Raw genomic sequence first — 18,620 nt, 5'->3', positions numbered from 1 at the left:
GGTATGGCAAATCATTATTTTTTTGGTCGATCGTCTAAGGCAGCGTTCTATTTTTGCCTCAGATTTGGAATGAATTGCAACAAAATGTAATAGCTCCTGCCTTTGTGTCAATTAACCAAAAAACGCGCAGATAATTAGTTTTGGAATAAAACAATCCCAGGCAACGATAACTAAAGCGGGCAAAAAAACTAATTCTGATACTCAGCGAAACTAAAGGAGAAGCAAAATGACGATTGCGCAAAGATTATACATATTGTTTTTTTCTGCGTTTATAGGACTTGTTGGCCTTGCTAGTTTTGGTATGTATCAAATGAATAAAGTTCACACGGCTGCCAACTATGCCAACATTAATACAGTTCCAAGTATCGTTGATATTAACTCTGCAGTTGCTAATACAGATCATTTGCGCTTACAAGTCTGGCAGTACTTAGCCACAAATGATCCCGGTCAAAAACAAGAACTAAAGAGAACGATGACTGTAACCGTAAGCAACGTCATCAGTGCTTTCCAGCTTTACGAAAAAAATGATGTTTCTGACGCTAAAGACAAAGAATTGCTGGAGGCAGACCGTCGTGTTTTCAACGAATACAATTTGTTCCGGAGCAAAGTGCTGGCTATAGCCAAAGAAGGAAAAAATGACGAAGCCAGAGATCTTTTGATTTCAAACGAGGAAATTCGTAAAAAACTGAGCACTAGCTTTGAGGCGCATTCAAAATATAACGAAGAACTTGGTAAAAAAGGGGCAGATGACGCAGTATCGTCCTTACAAAATGCGAATACGGTCTCTATCATTATTGCAGTCTTAGCGACGATTGCGATAACCGTAATGGGACTTTTAATTACAAAGAAAATTGTTAATTCCCTCAATGAAGCGATCAATATTTCAGAAACCGTCGCCGCCGGCGATCTGACGACCGACATCCAAGTTACCTCTAATGATGAGGCTGGCAAGCTGCTGCAGGCGCTTAAAAATATGAGTGACAGTTTAAAAAATATCGTAGGCGAGGTGCGTAGCGGCACTGATATGATTACCGCTGCCTCGACCGAAATTGCGACTGGCAACCTTGATCTGTCCTCCCGCACGGAACAGCAAGCCAGCTCACTAGAAGAAACCGCCTCCTCAATGGAGGAGTTGACCAGTACCGTCAAACAAAATGCCGACAACGCCCGTCAGGCAAACCAGCTTGCCGTCTCCGCCTCTGAGGTCGCGATTCAGGGCGGCAATGTGGTATCACAAGTCATCCACACCATGAGCGACATCAACGACTCTTCTAAAAAAATCGTCGACATCATCGGCGTGATAGACAGCATCGCTTTCCAAACCAATATCCTGGCACTCAACGCAGCGGTAGAAGCTGACAGAGCAGGCGAGCAAGGTCGTGGATTTGCGGTAGTAGCGTCAGAAGTACGCAATCTCGCACAGCGCAGCGCCTCTGCCGCCAAAGAGATTAAATCCCTGATTGACAACTCTGTAGAAAAAGTCGAGGCAGGCTCTAAACTAGTGGATCAAGCCGGTAAAACTATTCAAGAAATCGTAGAGAGCGTCAAGCGTGTGAGCGACGTTGTGAGCGAAATCAGCGCCGCCACCCAAGAGCAAACCGCTGGCATTGATCAGATCAATATTGCCATTACCGAGATTGATGAGACCACACAACAAAACGCCGCATTGGTAGAGCAAGCCGCCGCCGCAGCCGCGTCTATGCAAGATCAAGCGCAGAATCTTTTACAGGTTGTGAGTGTGTTTAAAATCAATGGCATCGGCGCTGGTTCCGCTAGCTTGAATGTCCCAGTCAAGTCAGCACCCAAGCCAGTAGCCCGAACTGTCAGCCCCGCCAGCCCAAATGTCGCCAAAGTAAATCCTGCACTGAAGCGTCCTGCCTTAAGCGGAAAGAAAGCCAGTGAGCAGAAGAATACAGAGACTGCTAAGACCGACGAATGGGAAGAATTTTAAGAAAACCTATATCTTGAAAAAATATACTGGTGATATGTATATTTAAGTTGTCCATATAAAGCTTGGTCTATAAGCCATATTGCGTAAAAATAATGGGGAGTATATTGATTTGAGGCGCATTTTACGGATGCGGCGCCAAATCAATATCTCCCCAATTTTTTATCAGCTTATGACCAGCTTATGACCAGCTTATGACCAGCGTATTATCAACGCACTCCCGTTCCGATTCCAATTCCAATTCTAGGCAAGCGTACGCATCTTAAAACGCCTGTTCTAAGGTCAGCTTCACGCTGCTTAAGCCCGATGTCGTCGTCGATAACTGGCGTCCACTTTGGCTGTCCTGATAGTTTTCGACATCGAGTTTATTTTGCGGGAATAAGTTGGTCAGCGAGAGTCGTAGTTGCGTCTGTTTTGCCAGACTCCAGACCGCATAACAATCCAGCGTGCGCAAGTTGCCGGTAAAGCCGCTCAGGGTTTGCGAGGTGCGGATGTGGCCGCCACGTTGATAGCCCAGATTACCACCTAAGGTGAGTTGCTGATCCCACTTGTAATCCATCGCCAGATTGGCGCTGAGCGGGGTTTGCTGATCTAGCCGGTTGTCTGGACCGGGAATTTGATCAACGCTAGACCAGTTACGGTTTACATTGGCGCGCAGTTCAATCGCGGGCGCCTTGCTCATCACACTTTGTAATGGCAATTTAAGTTCCAGTTCTATGCCATGCACCTGGGCTTTGCCGCTATTGGTGGGGATGCTGGTCCAGACGCCATTTTGTTGCGATACTTTGTCCAGAATCACATCATCAATCTTGCGTGCAAACACATTGGCACTGAACAAACCGCCTTGCCCAAAATACTGTTCAAACGTCGCATCCAGTCCCCATGCCAGTTCAGGACGCAGTTGCGGATTGCCTTGATTATCTGGATTGACTGCGCTGTTGTTGTTATCGACGGTGTAGCGACGTGGAATCAGATTGGTGGTGGTCGGTGCTTTATACGTGCGCGTGAGTGCCAGCCTGAATTGCTGTGTTTGCTTAGGATTAGTAGGGTCGCCATCGAGCTTCCATACGCTTTGCAATAGAGGGCTTAAGACGCTGGATTGGTTGTGCACTGGACTCAACACATTGCCATCAGTGGTCGTTTGCAAACCTTCCCAGCGCAAGCCCAGTGAAGCACTGAGTTGATTACTGATATCCCATTCATCTTGCGCAAACAAGGCAAGTCGTTTGACCTTGGATTGGTAGGCTTCGTTACTATCGGCAGCATCATTGCCTAGCCCGTCGCTGATATGTTCAATCCGATTTTCATCGCGGCGTATCAGACTGCCATCCCAGCCCAGCACCAACGCATGTTTGTCGATGTAGGGCGCGGTATATTTGCCGCTAAAAGTCGCAATCTGATCGTTAACGCCAGACACCACTTGATGGCGTTCTAACAAAGTCTGCGCTAAGGACATGCCTTCAAAGTCAAAATAAGTGTGGCGATGGCTCAGGTTAACGCCTAAGGTCATTTCTATCTTGGCGCTATCCGATAACTTGCGTCGCCAGTTCAGATCACTGCGTAAGGCATTGGTATAAGCATCCCAGCTGCCGACGTTGTTGGGGAAATCGGATAGCGTATTGAGTACGCTGGTCTCATGCCGCTCTTTGACATTGTTGATGCGGCTACTGGTCAAAAAGCTTTGTGATGTGAGTGTATCGTCGTCAGAAAACGTCCAGATCAGCCTTGGAGCAAAGCTAAATTCATCTTTCGTAAAACGTTCTTCCAGCTGGGCATGTCGCAATAAATTGATGTTACCGTTTTGATCGGTACCGACCTCATCCTGGGTGGAAGGCGTAATTCGCTGTTGACGTTGCAACGCACCTGCGATGGTGTACGCCAGCGAACCATTACGATCGGCGATTTGCAATGAAATGTTCGGTGAGATTTTGCCATTACTCTTACTGCCAGTATCAGCAACGCCAATCTTTAGATCATGCTGTGGCTTTTTGACATTGTTTTTCAGGATGATATTAATCGTCCCCGCAATCGCCTGCGTGCTGTATTCCGCCGTCGCGCTGCGCAAGACCTCGATCCGTTCAATCAAATCCGGTGCAATACTATCCACCAGAAAACCTTGCGGCGTTGGCTCGCCATTGAGCAAAATTTGGGTGTAGCCATTGCCTAAGCCGCGCATTTGTAGCGCGCCAGTATTGCTAAAGCCCAAGCCGGGCACCCGTTTTAAGACATCACTCAGGTTGCTGTCACCATAGCGAGCGATGTCTTCCTGATTGATGATGGCTTTGCTGGCGGTTGCCTGTTTGCGTTCGTCCAATACGGTGTTGACGCCGCGCACCTCGACACTTTGTACCGGATCTTTGTTGGTGACGGTGGGAGCAACCGTATTTTCAGCCGCCTGAGCTGCAACAATTGCTGAGGACGTCAGCGCGCAAAGCGTCAGACTAGAAATAGTGAGCTTAGAAGCGGTCAGCTTAGAAGTAGTGAACGAAAATATAGGAGACATGCGCAGGAAAATATGATTGACGAGAGATGCGGCACTATAGCTAAAAAGCGGGGGCTAGTGTCAAAAGAAAACCGTGATGCAGATGGTTTTGCGTGATTTCGGCGTAGAATAAAATTACATTTAAGAGGCGTGGGTAGCGCCGATTCTGTACTGCAGCGCCAGGTTCGGTTTTTAGCAGGAACAGCCAAGCGGAAGAATGACTATGACCAGACTGTTGAGTTTGCAGGCCAATATGAGACGAAAATTGCTCTCGTTTGTATTACTCTCGCTGCCGACTTTGGCATGGGCTGCAGCAAGCACCGAGAAGCGCAAAGTTATCATTCTATTGGCCGAGTCGAATGTTGAAAAAAATGCGCAGGTGCCGCTCAACGAACCCTTTATCAACACCCTCAATTATGTCGAACAAGATTTAAATATCAACTTCGATCCGCACCGTTATCCCTGGAACCGCTTACTTCAAAGACTGGCTGAAGGAGAGGGCCTGGCTTTTGGATTATCCAAGACAAAAGAGCGTATGCAGACCTTGCATTTTTCTATCCCTGCTTTTGGCAACTATATCTGGATGGTGACCCGAAGCGATATGACTTTTCCGTATGCGAGTATCGCTGATTTAAAATCCAAAACGGTTGGCATTTTGCGTGGCTCTAGCTACGGCGAAGAATTTGATAGTTATAAAAGTAAGCTAGCCGGAATAGATGAAGACCTTTTCTCGCTGCCTTCGCGCTTAAAAAAGTTATTGAGCAAGAGGACGGATGTCATGTTGATCGGTCATCGTAGTCCTGATCCGGCCAAGGTGGAGGCGCTGATCAACTCCACCATGGCAGAGGTGGCGCCCGATACACCCATGCCAGCAGGGATCACGTTTAAAGTGCTCAGCAAGCCGCTCGCAATCGACTATATCCATTTCGCCATCCTGGCAGAAAAAGACGACGGCATCATCGATAAAATCAATACGGCATTAAGGCGAGGCAAACGCATAGGTGAATTGCCTTTTGTCGAGCCAGATAAATAGCTGAATACCTCAGATATCTCTCTTAAGACACAGTGCGCTGCTATTGCTAACGACAATAATGATGGCGGATTATTTGTAGTCTCTTAATTTATTTCTCTTTATCTTTAGCACTGATCTTTGCTTGCTATCAATGCTTTGAGTAGATGCAATCCCTCATCTCTCCCTCATTACTAATTTCCAATCCTCGGTTCGATGGATTGCCCCATTGTCTGGCTTTGATCAGATATTTCTCTGTTTCTAATTTTGCGCTCAAAAGTCCATCAATTTGGTCTGAATACGATACTCATAAAATTGCTGGTTGCTTTGGATAAAATTCGTATGTAGTATTAATACAAATAAAACATAGTAAATTAAAAATAGTAGGAGACAAGGTAATCCAGCGTTCGCGCCATGGCTGTTTTTACCTCGCAGGCCACAACTAGACATCCTCTATTGCATCGTCGTATTTCTTTTCCTGCTGAAATTTTCTATCAGGCTGGAATTGGACTAGCATTGCTCAGCTGTCATAGCTTTTATCAAATGTTGTTTATTTCATTACGCATAAGGCACTTACTCGCTTGGGGGGTGATGCTTTATTTCATTTTTAAGTAGTAATGTTACTTTTTTGTGGCGACTTTATTGTCATTGTTTTTACCAACGCGCTTGCCAATGCTGTTGCCAATGCACCGTATCTTTATCCGTATCTTTCTCTGTTTTTTGTTGATTAAGGAGTCTGTCATGCAGTTGCAAAACAGCGTTATTGATCGTCTGAACTGCCGTCTTAACGGTCGTCTGAGCTATCGTCTGAAGATGGTGTTTATTACTTTGATTGGTCTGGGATTAATGAGTGCGTGCGGTGGTAGCAATGAGCCTTCTGCCAACACTACGTCTAATCAAAATACGGTTGTTAGCGCGGCTACTCTTTCTGTTAATGCCGCAAACGGCAATCCAGCTTTATCGATACAGGCGACCGCAAAATTGGGTCAGCCTGCAGCGTCCGCCCCCGCGCCAGTAGCGGGCATCATGCGTATGCATTACCACCGCGCCGAGCACGACACTGTGCAATGGGGCGTGTATTCATGGGATGGTCCGCTGGTGCCTAGCCAGACGTGGATTACAGATCGTTTTATGATGACAAACGCGGATTCGTTTGGTGGTTATGTTGATATTCCAGTCAACACTACAAAGACGGCAATCTGGTTTCTGGTAACCGATGGCTCTGGTAATAAAAATTGTGGCAACGACCAGCATGCCGATTTCTATCCGACGATTGCCAGTACCGGCCAGGAAATCTGGATGCTGGAAGGTGATTGCACGGTTTATGCGTCGCCGCCACCGATCAGCTTTGGTAATCTGAACAATGCCACTGCGCTCTGGTTAGCGCCCGACACAATTGCCTGGCCTGGTGCCGGCAACAGCAATGGCAATGGCAATAGCGGCAGTAGCTATAAATTATTTTATGCCGCAAACGGTGGACTTGGTTCCAATGCCAGCGGCGTTACCGGAGCAGATGGCAGCATCTCGTTGATGCTCAACAGCACAGGTTTGTCGTCGAGCTTGAGGGCAAAATTCCCTTACGTGAGCAGTGCGACTGCGCTCAATTTGTCTGCTGGTGATGCGGCGAATGTTATCGATAAGATGACAGCTCAATTCGCGATTGCACAATACGATAGTAGCGGCAATCTGGTACAGGTCACGTCCTTACAAATGGCGGGTATGCTGGATGCTTTGTATGCAGCAAAAGCAAGCAATGCTGAATTAGGCTTGAGCTTTAATCGTTTTGGTACGGCGACTTTCCGTCTCTGGGCACCGACCGCCAAAAGCGTTAAGCTCAATCTGTATCCAGATGCAGATATGAATCATGCTGCCGCGATTCAGGTAGATTTGACAAAAGATGCCGCCAGCGGCGTCTGGACTTATGTTGCGCGTGATCCGCGCTGGACTAACCGCTGGTATTACACCTATACCGTGAATGTTTTGTCGCGCTGGGCGAGTAATACCGTGGTCAGTAATGTCGTTACCGATCCATATTCGTTAAGTCTTAACGCTAATGGTCAGCGCAGCTTTATTGTCAATCTTGATAGTCCAGAGATGAAGCCGCATGATTGGGATTATCAGCGGATTCCGGAGCTGGAAAGCGTCACCGATATTGCATTGTATGAGTTGCATATCCGGGATTTCAGCGCCAATGATGCTACCGTTCCTGCCGCGCATCGGGGTAAATTTTTGGCCTTCACTGATACCCGGTCAAATGGCATGCGCCATCTGAAATCCTTGCAACGTGCTGGGATGACGCATATCCATTTATTGCCGAGTTTCGATATTGCCAGCGTGTCTGAAACTGGTTGCACCAACACCGTGATTCCTAATGCGCCAGCTGATTCCACAGCCCAGCAAGCCGCTGTTGCAGCGAATCAGGATGGCGACTGTTTTAACTGGGGTTATGACCCCGTGCATTACAGCGCGCCAGACGGTAGCTATGCCACCAACGCCAACGATGGCGCGGTTAGGGTAAAAGAATTCCGTGCCATGGTCAGAGCCTTGCATGAAGAGGGACTGCGAGTCACGATGGATGTCGTCTATAACCATACCAGCCAGGCGCAGCAGGGGCCTTTATCGGTGCTCGATAAAATTGTACCGGCTTACTATTATCGATTGAATGCAAACGGCGGTATTACCAACGATAGTTGCTGCTCTGATACCGCAGCAGAAAACGCGATGATGGGCAAACTGATGATCGATTCAGTCATCAGTTGGGCAAAACATTACAAAGTAGACAGCTTCCGCTTTGACATCATGGGCATGCATCCTTTGCCATTGATTTCCAAACTCCAGACTGAAGTAAATCAGGCGGCACATCGTACTATTTATCTGTATGGTGAAGCGTGGAATTTTGGCGTGATTGCCAATGACGCCCGATTTGTCCAGGCACGTCAGGCGAATTTATTTGGCAGCGGGATTGGATCTTTTAATGATCGTCTGCGCGATGCGGTGCGTGGCGGTGGTTGCTGTGATAGCGGGAATAACCTGATCAGCCAGCAAGGCTTTATCAATGGCGCTTTTTATGATCCGAATGCTCAAAGCACCCAGACCAAAGACGATCTTCTCAGAGTCACCGATCTGGTTCGTGTGGGATTGTCTGGCACATTGCGCGATTATCGCTTTACAGACCGGACCGGTATTAATCGCAAAAACTCAGAGATGGATTATTTTGGGATGCCAGCCGGATACACCGCCAACCCGGGCGAAAGTATCAACTATATTGAAGCGCATGATAATCAAACTTTATTTGATTTAAATGCGTATAAATTGCCAGTGACGACTAATATAAGTGATCGGGTAAGAGTGCAAAATCTTGGTGCTGCGATTACGCTCTTGTCGCAGGGGGTTCCCTTCATTCACGCTGGACAGGACCTGTTGCGCTCGAAGTCGCTGGATCAAAATAGCTATAACGCGGGGGATTGGTTTAACCAGCTCGATTTTACTTATCAGAGCAATCATTTCGGCATTGGCTTGCCAATGGCTGCGAGCAATCAGGCCAACTGGCCGTTGATGTCACCTATCCTGACCAATCCTTTGATCAATCCTGGTCCGGCGGCGATCAAAACTGCGCGTGATTATTTTGCCGATATGCTGGCGATCCGCAACGATACGTCGCTGTTCCGCCTGCGTACCGGACAAGACGTGATTGATCGCCTTAGTTTCTACAACGTCGGACCACAGCAGCAAACGGGCTTAATTGCGATGGGGATTGATGGCCAATATCCACGTCGTTATTCGGGAGCAAAATACAAACAGGTCGTGGTGTTATTCAACGTCGATAAAGTCGCAAAAAATCTGACGATCGAGGCGATGCGCGGCAGATCTTTAACGCTACATCCGATTCAACGCCAGTCTGACAGTGATGCAGTGGCAAGGACAGCGACTTTTGATCGTGGCAGTGGTGCTTTCAGTGTCCCGCCGCGCACTACTGTGGTGTTCGTCGAATATTGATTTTTTTAATGCAAAAAAGCCGCATCGCGCGGCTTTTTTGCATTTGTGTAGTTGCTCAGCATCGTTGTTGTTTGATGTCGCTCTACATGCTGCCTTTAACATACTCCAGGTAAGTATTTTTAATTGTCCAATGAATCATTGGACAATAAGGGTTTTTTCATAAAAATTGGGGGGAGTATATAAATAGTTTGAATGTAATCCCTACGCGCTGAGTACAAATTTCTATGCCTCAGCGTCAGGCACCGCTTTGCCGTAGAGACTGAATTACCCCGCCGTCGCACCGCTAATAATCCCGCCGCCCAGACAGACGTCGCCGTCGTATAACACGGCTGATTGTCCCGGCGTGACTGCCCATTGCGCCACATCAAAATGCAAGGCAAAACGATCGCTGTCTGCTTGCAGCGTACAGGCGATATCGGCCTGACGATAACGCGTTTTGGCAGATAACTGAGTTTGCGCCGGTGCGTGTCCGGCGATCCAGCTATTTTGTCCTGCCTCTAACGCCGACGATAACAGCCATGGATGATCATGACCCTGCACGACGTACAAAGTATTGGCAACGATATCTTTCTTTGCAACATACCAGGCATCGCTACTACCATCCGCATTTTGATGTGACTTGATGCCACCGATGCCGATGCCTTTGCGTTGTCCCAAGGTATAAAAACTCAGACCGACGTGTTTGCCGACAAGCTCGCCTTCTGGTGTTTTCATATCGCCTGGTTGATATGACAAATAGCGGTTTAAAAATTCGCGGAAAGGCCGTTCACCGATAAAACAGATACCGGTGGAATCTTTTTTCTTGGCGTTGGGTAGCTGGATTTGCTCGGCGATTTTGCGAACTTCAGTCTTTTGAATTTCGCCTAGCGGGAACAAGGTTTTGCACAATTGCGCTTGATTCAAACGATGTAAAAAATAGCTTTGATCTTTGCTGGCATCGAGTGCTTTGAGTAATTGAAATTCACCATTCACCTCACGCACACGGGCGTAATGGCCGGTGGCGATGTAGTCCGCCCCTAGCTTCATCGCGTGATCGAGAAAGGCTTTGAATTTGATCTCGGCATTGCAGAGTACGTCCGGGTTGGGTGTACGGCCAGCCTGGTATTCACGTAAAAATTCTGCGAAGACGCGGTCTTTGTATTCGGCCGCAAAATTTACCGCCTCAATATCAACGCCCACGACATCGGCGACGCTGACGGCATCAATCCAATCCTCGCGGGTGGAGCAGTATTCGGAGTCGTCATCGTCTTCCCAGTTTTTCATAAACAGGCCGATGACTTCGTAGCCTTGCTGTTTGAGCAGCCAAGCGGACACCGATGAATCTACACCGCCGGACATACCTATTACTACGCGTTTCTTTGCCATACTTGTTCTTCTTTCTTATTCCTGACCAAACTTATTTTGTGCTGCGCTTACTTTTTTTAATTGAGTTGGCTGGTCACTAATGCAGACGGATGCGTAAACAACAGTGACAGCGGCGCGCTTTGGCCTGCCAGATAGTCATTTACGCATTGCAACACCAGGGGACTGCGGTGGCGCTCTTGTGATGCCAGCAGCTCAGCATGTGTCATCCACACAGTACGCAAAATACCGTGATCAAGGGCACGCTGGTGTACTTGTCCCAGCTCACCACTAAAGGCAAATCGCAGATAAGTTACTTGCTCTCCGTTGACTGGCGATACATAGCGCGACAGATAAGATCCGATCAAGGCTGTGGGCGTGAAATCGTGGGCGGTTTCTTCCAGTGTTTCGCGTGTGACTGCCTGTTGTAGAGTTTCGTCAGGATCAAGGTGACCGGCAGGCTGATTGATCTGCACGCCTTCGTCAGTCTCTTCTTCGATCATCAAAAATTGCAGATGTTGGTCGTGCTGGCGAGTGATAACGGCCGCAACGGTGACCGAGGGTTTCCAGACTGTTGACATAGCGCCTCTTTCTATAAGTTCGCTATTTTACTTTGCCATCAGATATTGTGTGGCAAACCAGCAAATCTGAAGGTGAATTAGCTAATACGAATTTTGTCTATAGAGCAGTGATGTAGCTGAATTTAGGGTTCTGTTTTTGCTAGAAATCTTTCATTTATTTTCAGTTATTCTCCCGCAAAGGCTTATAGCGCTTGGTTTTTCATGCTAGTGTATCGGACGCAATTTGCACGGCAATGGTGCAGCCACAAGCAGCATTTTTAGCGAAAAGACAAAAAAAGAACGGTAATGCCACACAACATTTTGCGTGTAAGATCGTTGTCGAATACGAAAGAATACTAAATTCGGGTGACGGCGCTGACGATGCTTCCAGCTTTCTTAAGGAGTTTTCTTAAGTAGCAAACTGGCGCCATCGTTTCATCAGCGTGTGCCCGGTCAGAATTTAAAACAAGCAAATCAAGGAGTAACCTATGAGAATCGGCATCCCCGCCGAATCACGGCCGGGTGAGACGCGTGTAGCGGCGACCCCAGAGACCATCAAAAAATATGTAGCTGCAAAACATCAGGTCATCGTGCAATCTGGCGCTGGTATCGCCGCCAGTATTACTGACGAGGCGTATCAGGCAGCAGGTGCGCAAATCGGCACTGCGTCTGAGGCATTTGGTGCAGAGCTGGTGTTAAAAGTCAGAGCACCAGATGCAGATGAGCGTGCATTGATCAAATCGGGCACGACGCTAGTTGGCATGCTCAATCCATTTGATGCAGAGAACATTGTCGCCATGGCAGCGCATGGTATTTCCGCATTCGCATTAGAGGCCGCGCCACGTATTACTCGTGCGCAGTCGCTGGACGTATTGTCGTCGCAAGCGAATATTGCTGGCTACAAAGCGGTGATGCTGGCGGCAAACACTTACCAGCGCTTTATGCCGATGTTGATGACCGCTGCCGGCACAGTCAAAGCTGCCCGCGTCCTGATCATGGGTGTGGGCGTAGCCGGTTTGCAAGCGATTGCAACAGCCAAGCGTCTGGGTGCAGTGATTGAAGCATCTGATGTACGGCCGCCAGTGAAAGAGCAAGTCGAATCCTTGGGGGCGAAATTTATCGACGTCCCTTACGAGACAGATGAAGAGCGAGAAATCGCCAGAGGCGTTGGTGGCTATGCTCGTCCGATGCCCGCCTCATGGATGGAACGTCAGGCGGCGCTGGTGCACGAACGTGCCAAACAAGCCGACATCATCATCACTACGGCACTCATCCCTGGTCGCAAAGCACCGACGCTGATTTCAGAAGAAACTGTTAAGGCGATGAAGCCGGGTTCCGTAATCGTGGATATGGCGGTCGAGCAGGGTGGTAATTGCCCTCTGTCTGAGCTAAACAAGACAGTCACCAAATACGGCGTGCATATTATTGGCGAACCAAATTTGGCAACGCTGGTGGCTGCAGACGCCTCTGCTTTGTATGCGCGCAACGTATTGGATTTTCTGAAATTGATTATCGATAAAGACGCTGCTTTAGCGATTAATAAAGAAGACGAGATTGTAGTCGCTACGCTGATGTGTGCTGGCGGTGAAGTTTTAAGGAAATAAGGATAAATAATCCTAAGCTAGTAGCCAGGATTTTTAGTCAATGTAATTGAAAGAAGAATGACAATGCAAAGAAACATGCTCCGCGCCAAAATTCATCGCGCATCTGTGACCCAGTGCGATCTCCACTACGAAGGTTCGTGTGGTATCGATGAAAATCTGCTCGACGCTGCTGATATCAAAGAGCACGAACAGATAGAACTCTACAACGTCAACAATGGTGAACGGTTCTCCACATATGTGATTAAAGGCAAACGTGGTAGCGGCGAAATCTCCTTGAATGGCGCGGCAGCGCGTCGGGTACAACTGGGCGACTTGATGATTATCTGTACCTATGCACCGATGACGGACGAGGAATCCAGTAGCTTTAAACCGAAAGTGGTTTTTGTCGACGGGAAGAATCAAATTACCAGTCTTAAGGCGTATTAAGAAAGTTATTTAAATAAGACGGTATTAACTATATCAAGTTTTTTTCGACAGTTTGCTTTGCATGTCTCACCCTAAATAAAGAAGAGAGGACATCATGGAAGTTAGTCACACCCTTACCAACCTGATCATTTTTGTACTGGCAATTTATGTCGGTTACCACGTGGTCTGGACAGTTACGCCTGCTTTGCATACGCCTTTGATGGCAGTCACGAATGCAATCTCAGCCATCATCATCGTCGGTGCCATGTTGGCAGCCGGTTTGACGGAAGGTCTATTAGCCCAGGTCATGGGCACGGTCGCAGTTGCCCTTGCCGCGGTCAATGTGTTCGGTGGCTTTTTGGTCACCCAGCGCATGCTGGAAATGTTCAAGAAAAAAGAGCCCAAAGTGATTCCTGATGCAGCTAAGGAGCACAAATAATGAGTATGAATCTGGTCACGATGTTGTACCTGATCGCCTCGGTATGCTTTATTCAGGCGCTTAAAGGTTTGTCGCATCCATCGACTGCAAGACGCGGTAACAGCTTCGGCATGATTGGTATGGCAATTGCGGTAGTGACGACGATTGCTTTGATCGTAAAGCTGAAAAATGAGGCCGCTGGCTCGGGTCTTGGCTATGGATTGGTGATATTCGGTGTCGTCGTTGGCGGCGGTATTGGCGCCACGCTGGCTAAGCGAGTAGAGATGACCAAGATGCCAGAGCTGGTAGCAGCGATGCATTCATTGATCGGTCTTGCGGCAGTGTGTATCGCCGTATCTGTAGTTGCTGAGCCCTGGATTTTTAATGTCACGGCACGCTATGAGGCGATCCCTTTCGGTAATCGTCTGGAATTATTTATCGGTACTTTTGTGGGTGCAATTACCTTCTCGGGTTCTGTGATTGCGTTTGGTAAATTGTCTGGTAAATATAAATTCCGTTTATTCCAGGGTGCGCCTGTCAGCTTTCAGGGGCAACATTTTCTAAACCTGATACTGGCAATTTTTATGGTCGGTCTAGGTTTGATTTTTTGCTTCGCACCGGGCACTGCGCCTGCTTGGATTCCCTTTGTTTTGATGACGGCGATTGCTTTTATTTTGGGTGTGTTGATCATCATCCCTATCGGTGGCGCGGATATGCCAGTTGTGGTGTCTATGCTGAATAGCTATTCTGGCTGGGCCGCGGCGGGTATTGGTTTTTCACTCAATAACTCGATGCTGATTATTGCTGGTTCGCTGGTCGGATCTTCCGGCGCGATCTTGTCTTATATTATGTGTAAAGCGATGAATCGCTCTTTCTTCAATGTGCTGTTAGGCGGCTTTGGTGGTGCACCGACCGAGGCTGCGGTTGGCGGCCAGGCGCAGCGTAATGTGAAGTCCGGCTCTGCTGATGACGTCGCTTTTCTGCTAGGTAATGCAGAGACAGTGATCATTGTGCCTGGTTACGGTTTAGCAGTTGCCCGCGCTCAGCATTCATTAAAAGAGCTGACCGAGAAGCTCACGCATAAAGGTATTTCTGTCAAATACGCGATTCATCCTGTAGCTGGTCGTATGCCAGGACATATGAACGTGTTACTGGCAGAAGCCGAAGTGCCTTACGACCAAGTGTTTGAGATGGAAGACATCAATAATGAATTCAGCCAGGCGGATGTAGTCTTGGTCTTAGGGGCAAATGACGTTGTTAATCCAGCGGCCAAAGACCCTAAATCACCGATCGCCGGAATGCCAATTCTGGAAGCCTATAAAGCTAAAACAGTCATCGTGAATAAGCGTTCAATGGCATCGGGTTATGCCGGTCTGGATAATGAATTGTTCTACATGGATAAGACGATGATGGTGTTTGGCGATGCGAAGAAAGTGATTGAAGATATGGTCAAGGCAATCGAGTAATTTAGATTGAATTGATTGGTGCTTAAAATAAAAAACCACATATTTTTATGTGGTTTTTTTATGACTTGAGCATGCTTAATGACAAGACTTGACGAGTATCTCTAATCATTGAACCGGATTGGTTGTACGAACCAAGCGATGATCCCAAACAGCAGCATCATGCCAGACAGCCATACTAATTGGCGCCATGGCTTTCCGCCGCTTTTAATAATCTCAAAACTGTCTACAAATACGGTTTCGCATGCGCCGTTACCGGTGTCAGTGCGGGTAATGCTTGTACCGCGTTTAAACGCAAATCCGTGATGATGTGAATACTCGGCTAAGCTACCGCGAAAATGAATTTGATCGCCGACTTGCACGCTACGCATAATTTTTGTTAGCTTGGGGTTGTCGCTCAGTAAGTGATTATTAGAGATTGCAGTTTGATCGAAAGCAGCAAATGCAGTATCTGATGATGTACTGAAATTACAGGTGAACTGACCACTTGAAAAGTTAATTTCGTTGTAGATATTAGTCTTTACATTGTTGCCCCAGACTACGCATAGATCAACGATATTCAGGCTGTCATTCCATTCGCGATGAATGTAATCCCACCATGTATCGGCATCATGCTTGCTCACGACTAATCCGACCAGATCGTAGTGATACAGCGGTTGGACGGTATATGTCACACCATTACTAATCGTTTCAAACTTGGCTTCCTGTATTGCTTCTTGCTTGGGCTCATCAAGCAATGAGATGGACAGCTCAGAGGGGTTGGGTAAGCTATGCATTCGCCATAATGACGTCAGCAAAATAAGGAGACTAAGTATCAGTAACCACTGAATGAATTTTCTGATCATTGTTAATCGTCAATCTTTAAGAGTTAAGCATGGCGATTAATACAGACAGATCAAACTCAGATTAGGGCCTGTTAAATAAAAAAATGAGCCGGAGCCAGATTACTCAGCAATCACTTGTTTATAAACCGGGCCCCAGACAGGATGACCGATTTCACTTTTGCTCAGTTCAAAGGCTGGGTCGGCCAGGCGCGCCGAGCGAAAGGATTGTTTGCAGGCGTCAATTCTCTCAGTCGTGCAATAAATAAATGCCAGATATTTATGCGCAAGCGCTGCATCTTTCTTTACTGTGAATCCTGTTGATAAAGCGAGACTGAGAGATTTTTCTGCATCGGCATATTGTGCTTCCTCGTATGAACGTATGCCTGTAAGCAATGCTTTTTCTCCAGGTCGCGCAGACAAGTCGGATAGGCCAACCTGCTGTTCTGGTGCTGCGCAGCCACCAAGTAAAATAGCGGTGCTTAGCACGCCCGAGGCACCCAAGCCGACAAAAGCTGACAATACTTTACGTGTTTTGGATGCCGCCAAAGACATACCTGATCGCTGATTAAAATTGGTGGCCAACTTTGTTCTCCTTGTCTGCACTGACTTCTATGGTGACGGCATAACTATCATCGCCGTTACGAATTTCTATTTTATGTTTGCCCGTGGCCAGGCTCAGACGAGCCAGCGGTGGTGTTACACCTTTCGCTTGTCCGTCGACAAATACTTCACCCCATGGCGACACCGCCAATTGCACGGAACCCATCACGATTGGGCTAGCGACCGGACCAACTACTGCATTGGAGGCCTTATTTTTTGACGACGCTTTAGCCGCATCTATTTTTTTATTGGCGGGTACGGTGGCTGACGTTGGATTCGCTTCTGTTTTAGTGGAAGTTAATGGCAGGTTAATGATTTCTTCTGAGTCATTATTAATAGCAGCACTGGCAGCTACAGGTGCAGTATTTATTGCTGGAAGAGTTGCAGCTACTTTTGGCGCGTTGCTTTCTGTTTGTGGCAAAGTTGGCAGCACGGTCGGGGCTATTGGCTCTGCTGATTGCTTAGATTTATTCCAGACCCAACCCGCGATAATGACGATTAATAAGGCTGCCGCAGCGATCAATAACTGCGTCGTCCCTAACTTCACTGAATCTGATTTTCTGCGACGATCGGTTTTAGCGGCCATACTTTTGTTTGTGCTGGCACTTGCAGCTGCAGTATCTTTTTCTGTTGACGGTTGCTGTATCTGGGCGATGATGCGGTCGGTTCTCTCTTTGGATAAAAACCGATTTAAATCGCTCGCCATATCTGATGCGCGGGCATAACGATCGGCTGGTTTTTTGGCGAGAGCCTTGGCCGCGATACGAGCTAAACGCAATGGCACATCTGGGCGAATTTCTTGTGGCGGAATTGCCGGATCGCGGGCGATTGCATCAAGTAATTGCTTGATACTGTCACCCTTGAACGGCAACTCTCCGCACAATAATTGGTAGAGTACGACGCCTAATGAAAAAATATCCGTACGTGCATCAATGGTCTCGCCCCGGGTCTGTTCTGGCGACATGTAATTGGGCGTACCTAATAGTCTTTGCTCAGACACATAGTCATGTCCCAGGGTTGCATCGGCATCTGATATTTGTCGTGATGCGCTTGCTATACCAAAATCCAGTACTTTAGGCGTGGAATTATTGTTCGTGATGAAAATATTCGCTGGCTTGATGTCACGATGTATCACGCCGTGTTCATGCGCGTAGTCCAGCGCGTTGGCAGTGCGCGCAATCAACTCTGCAATTTGTTTATAACTAAATTGGTGACCGCTTGCCAGCACGTCGCGCAGCTCTTTGCCTTCCAGATATTCCATCACGATATACAGCAGATCACCTTCTTTGTCCGCGTCATATACCGTGACAATATTCGGATGGTTTAGGCGTCCCGCCGCACGGGCTTCTTGGATAAAGTGCTTTTCAAATAGCTGTCGCTGGTTAGCTGGCAGCTGTGGATTGAGAATCTTGATGGCGACTTTACGTCCAATTAATGGATCGCGAAACAGGTAGACGATGCCAACCGATCCTTGCCCAATTTCACTTTCATAGACAAAACGACCGATCCGCCCTTTGGGCACAGGATTGGCATTTGGAAGGGGCGTGCGCAGGGTGTCAGCAGTCATGTTACTAGCATAACGCTAAAACCTGATAGTTTCTAGCTGGCAGGTGATTTATGCTGTGTTTGTGTGGCATAAATAATAAGTCCTTGAAATTGTCCGTCAATTACATCTATATATTCAATTATCGCTATCGCGTTTGCAGTCAAATCGAGACGATATTATTTCTTGGGGCACTGCACATAATCGGTGTCGATACAAGGAGATGGCGACCTAATGTAAAACTTGGATGAAAGCCTGATGAAACATTTTTTCCGTTTATTTGAAAGGGAAACCAGCAGTTCACGATAGGCTTCTCAAGTATGCAGTTTGCTCACAATTCATAGAGCAGGTTTCATTGTTTATTCATATACTCCAGATAAGTATATTTAGTCGTCCAGGTTAATACTGGCCGTTAGGCCATATTATT

Annotated in this window: 13 protein-coding genes; 7 read left to right on the top strand and 6 right to left on the bottom strand. The window is 47.5% G+C overall.

Annotated elements, in window-relative coordinates:
* Positions 1 to 226: 226 nt before the first annotated feature.
* Complete coding sequence (locus AAKU61_RS02660; RefSeq protein ID WP_354329428.1) at positions 227 to 1,951, top strand: methyl-accepting chemotaxis protein; 1,725 nt, start codon at positions 227 to 229, stop codon at positions 1,949 to 1,951.
* A 259-nt stretch (positions 1,952 to 2,210) separates the two neighbouring features.
* On the opposite strand, the gene AAKU61_RS02655 is transcribed toward AAKU61_RS02660, so the two are convergent.
* Positions 2,211 to 4,451, bottom strand: coding sequence for a TonB-dependent receptor plug domain-containing protein (locus AAKU61_RS02655; protein ID WP_354329426.1), 2,241 nt, complete (start codon positions 4,449 to 4,451; stop codon positions 2,211 to 2,213).
* A 202-nt stretch (positions 4,452 to 4,653) separates the two neighbouring features.
* Here AAKU61_RS02655 and AAKU61_RS02650 point away from each other — a divergent pair, with 202 nt between their 5' ends.
* Both AAKU61_RS02650 and AAKU61_RS02645 read left to right on the top strand, forming a co-directional pair.
* Positions 4,654 to 5,463, top strand: a complete 810-nt coding sequence (locus AAKU61_RS02650; RefSeq protein WP_354329424.1) for a substrate-binding periplasmic protein — start codon at positions 4,654 to 4,656, stop codon at positions 5,461 to 5,463.
* A 717-nt stretch (positions 5,464 to 6,180) separates the two neighbouring features.
* A complete protein-coding gene (locus AAKU61_RS02645) occupies positions 6,181 to 9,435 on the top strand; it encodes an alpha-1,6-glucosidase domain-containing protein (protein WP_354329422.1) in 3,255 nt (1,084 codons plus the stop codon).
* A gap of 264 nt (positions 9,436 to 9,699) precedes the next feature.
* On the opposite strand, the gene mnmA is transcribed toward AAKU61_RS02645, so the two are convergent.
* Both mnmA and AAKU61_RS02635 read right to left on the bottom strand, forming a co-directional pair.
* Entirely contained in the window at positions 9,700 to 10,800 is a 1,101-nt protein-coding gene (gene mnmA, locus AAKU61_RS02640; protein WP_354329420.1) for a tRNA 2-thiouridine(34) synthase MnmA, read from the bottom strand.
* 56 nt (positions 10,801 to 10,856) lie between these two features.
* A complete protein-coding gene (locus AAKU61_RS02635; protein ID WP_354329419.1) occupies positions 10,857 to 11,357 on the bottom strand; it encodes an NUDIX hydrolase in 501 nt (166 codons plus the stop codon).
* 467 nt (positions 11,358 to 11,824) lie between these two features.
* Between AAKU61_RS02635 and AAKU61_RS02630 the strand changes: the two genes are divergently transcribed.
* The 4 genes from AAKU61_RS02630 to AAKU61_RS02615 all read left to right on the top strand — a co-directional run bounded on the left by AAKU61_RS02630 (position 11,825) and on the right by AAKU61_RS02615 (position 15,229).
* The gene (locus AAKU61_RS02630) at positions 11,825 to 12,940 is read left to right on the top strand and encodes a Re/Si-specific NAD(P)(+) transhydrogenase subunit alpha (protein WP_354329417.1); all 1,116 of its coding nucleotides are present in this window, start codon (positions 11,825 to 11,827) and stop codon (positions 12,938 to 12,940) included.
* 63 nt (positions 12,941 to 13,003) lie between these two features.
* Positions 13,004 to 13,366 carry an aspartate 1-decarboxylase gene (gene panD / locus AAKU61_RS02625; RefSeq protein ID WP_354329415.1) on the top strand — a complete coding sequence of 121 codons (363 nt, stop codon included), beginning with the start codon at positions 13,004 to 13,006 and terminating at the stop codon, positions 13,364 to 13,366.
* Positions 13,367 to 13,460: 94 nt separating this feature from the next.
* Complete coding sequence (locus tag AAKU61_RS02620; RefSeq protein WP_354329413.1) at positions 13,461 to 13,784, top strand: NAD(P) transhydrogenase subunit alpha part 2; 324 nt, start codon at positions 13,461 to 13,463, stop codon at positions 13,782 to 13,784.
* Positions 13,784 to 15,229 (top strand): NAD(P)(+) transhydrogenase (Re/Si-specific) subunit beta, encoded by a 1,446-nt coding sequence (locus AAKU61_RS02615; RefSeq protein WP_354329411.1) that lies wholly within the window; start codon positions 13,784 to 13,786, stop codon positions 15,227 to 15,229. The genes AAKU61_RS02620 and AAKU61_RS02615 overlap by 1 nt, the downstream gene beginning before the upstream one ends.
* A 101-nt stretch (positions 15,230 to 15,330) precedes the next feature.
* On the opposite strand, the gene AAKU61_RS02610 is transcribed toward AAKU61_RS02615, so the two are convergent.
* The 3 genes from AAKU61_RS02610 to AAKU61_RS02600 form a co-directional block, all read right to left on the bottom strand.
* Entirely contained in the window at positions 15,331 to 16,002 is a 672-nt protein-coding gene (locus AAKU61_RS02610) for a hypothetical protein (RefSeq protein ID WP_354329409.1), read from the bottom strand.
* A gap of 168 nt (positions 16,003 to 16,170) precedes the next feature.
* The gene (locus AAKU61_RS02605) at positions 16,171 to 16,632 is read right to left on the bottom strand and encodes a TssQ family T6SS-associated lipoprotein (RefSeq protein WP_354329407.1); all 462 of its coding nucleotides are present in this window, start codon (positions 16,630 to 16,632) and stop codon (positions 16,171 to 16,173) included.
* Positions 16,616 to 18,217 carry a serine/threonine protein kinase gene (locus AAKU61_RS02600; RefSeq protein ID WP_354329405.1) on the bottom strand — a complete coding sequence of 534 codons (1,602 nt, stop codon included), beginning with the start codon at positions 18,215 to 18,217 and terminating at the stop codon, positions 16,616 to 16,618. Before AAKU61_RS02600 ends, AAKU61_RS02605 begins: the two co-directional genes overlap by 17 nt.
* Between the last annotated feature and the right edge of the window lie 403 nt (positions 18,218 to 18,620).

Origin of the sequence: Undibacterium sp. GrIS 1.2 (genome assembly GCF_040544435.1) — a bacterium.
GTDB lineage: Bacteria > Pseudomonadota > Gammaproteobacteria > Burkholderiales > Burkholderiaceae_D > Undibacterium.
This window is presented reverse-complemented; position numbering and strand designations above follow the sequence as displayed.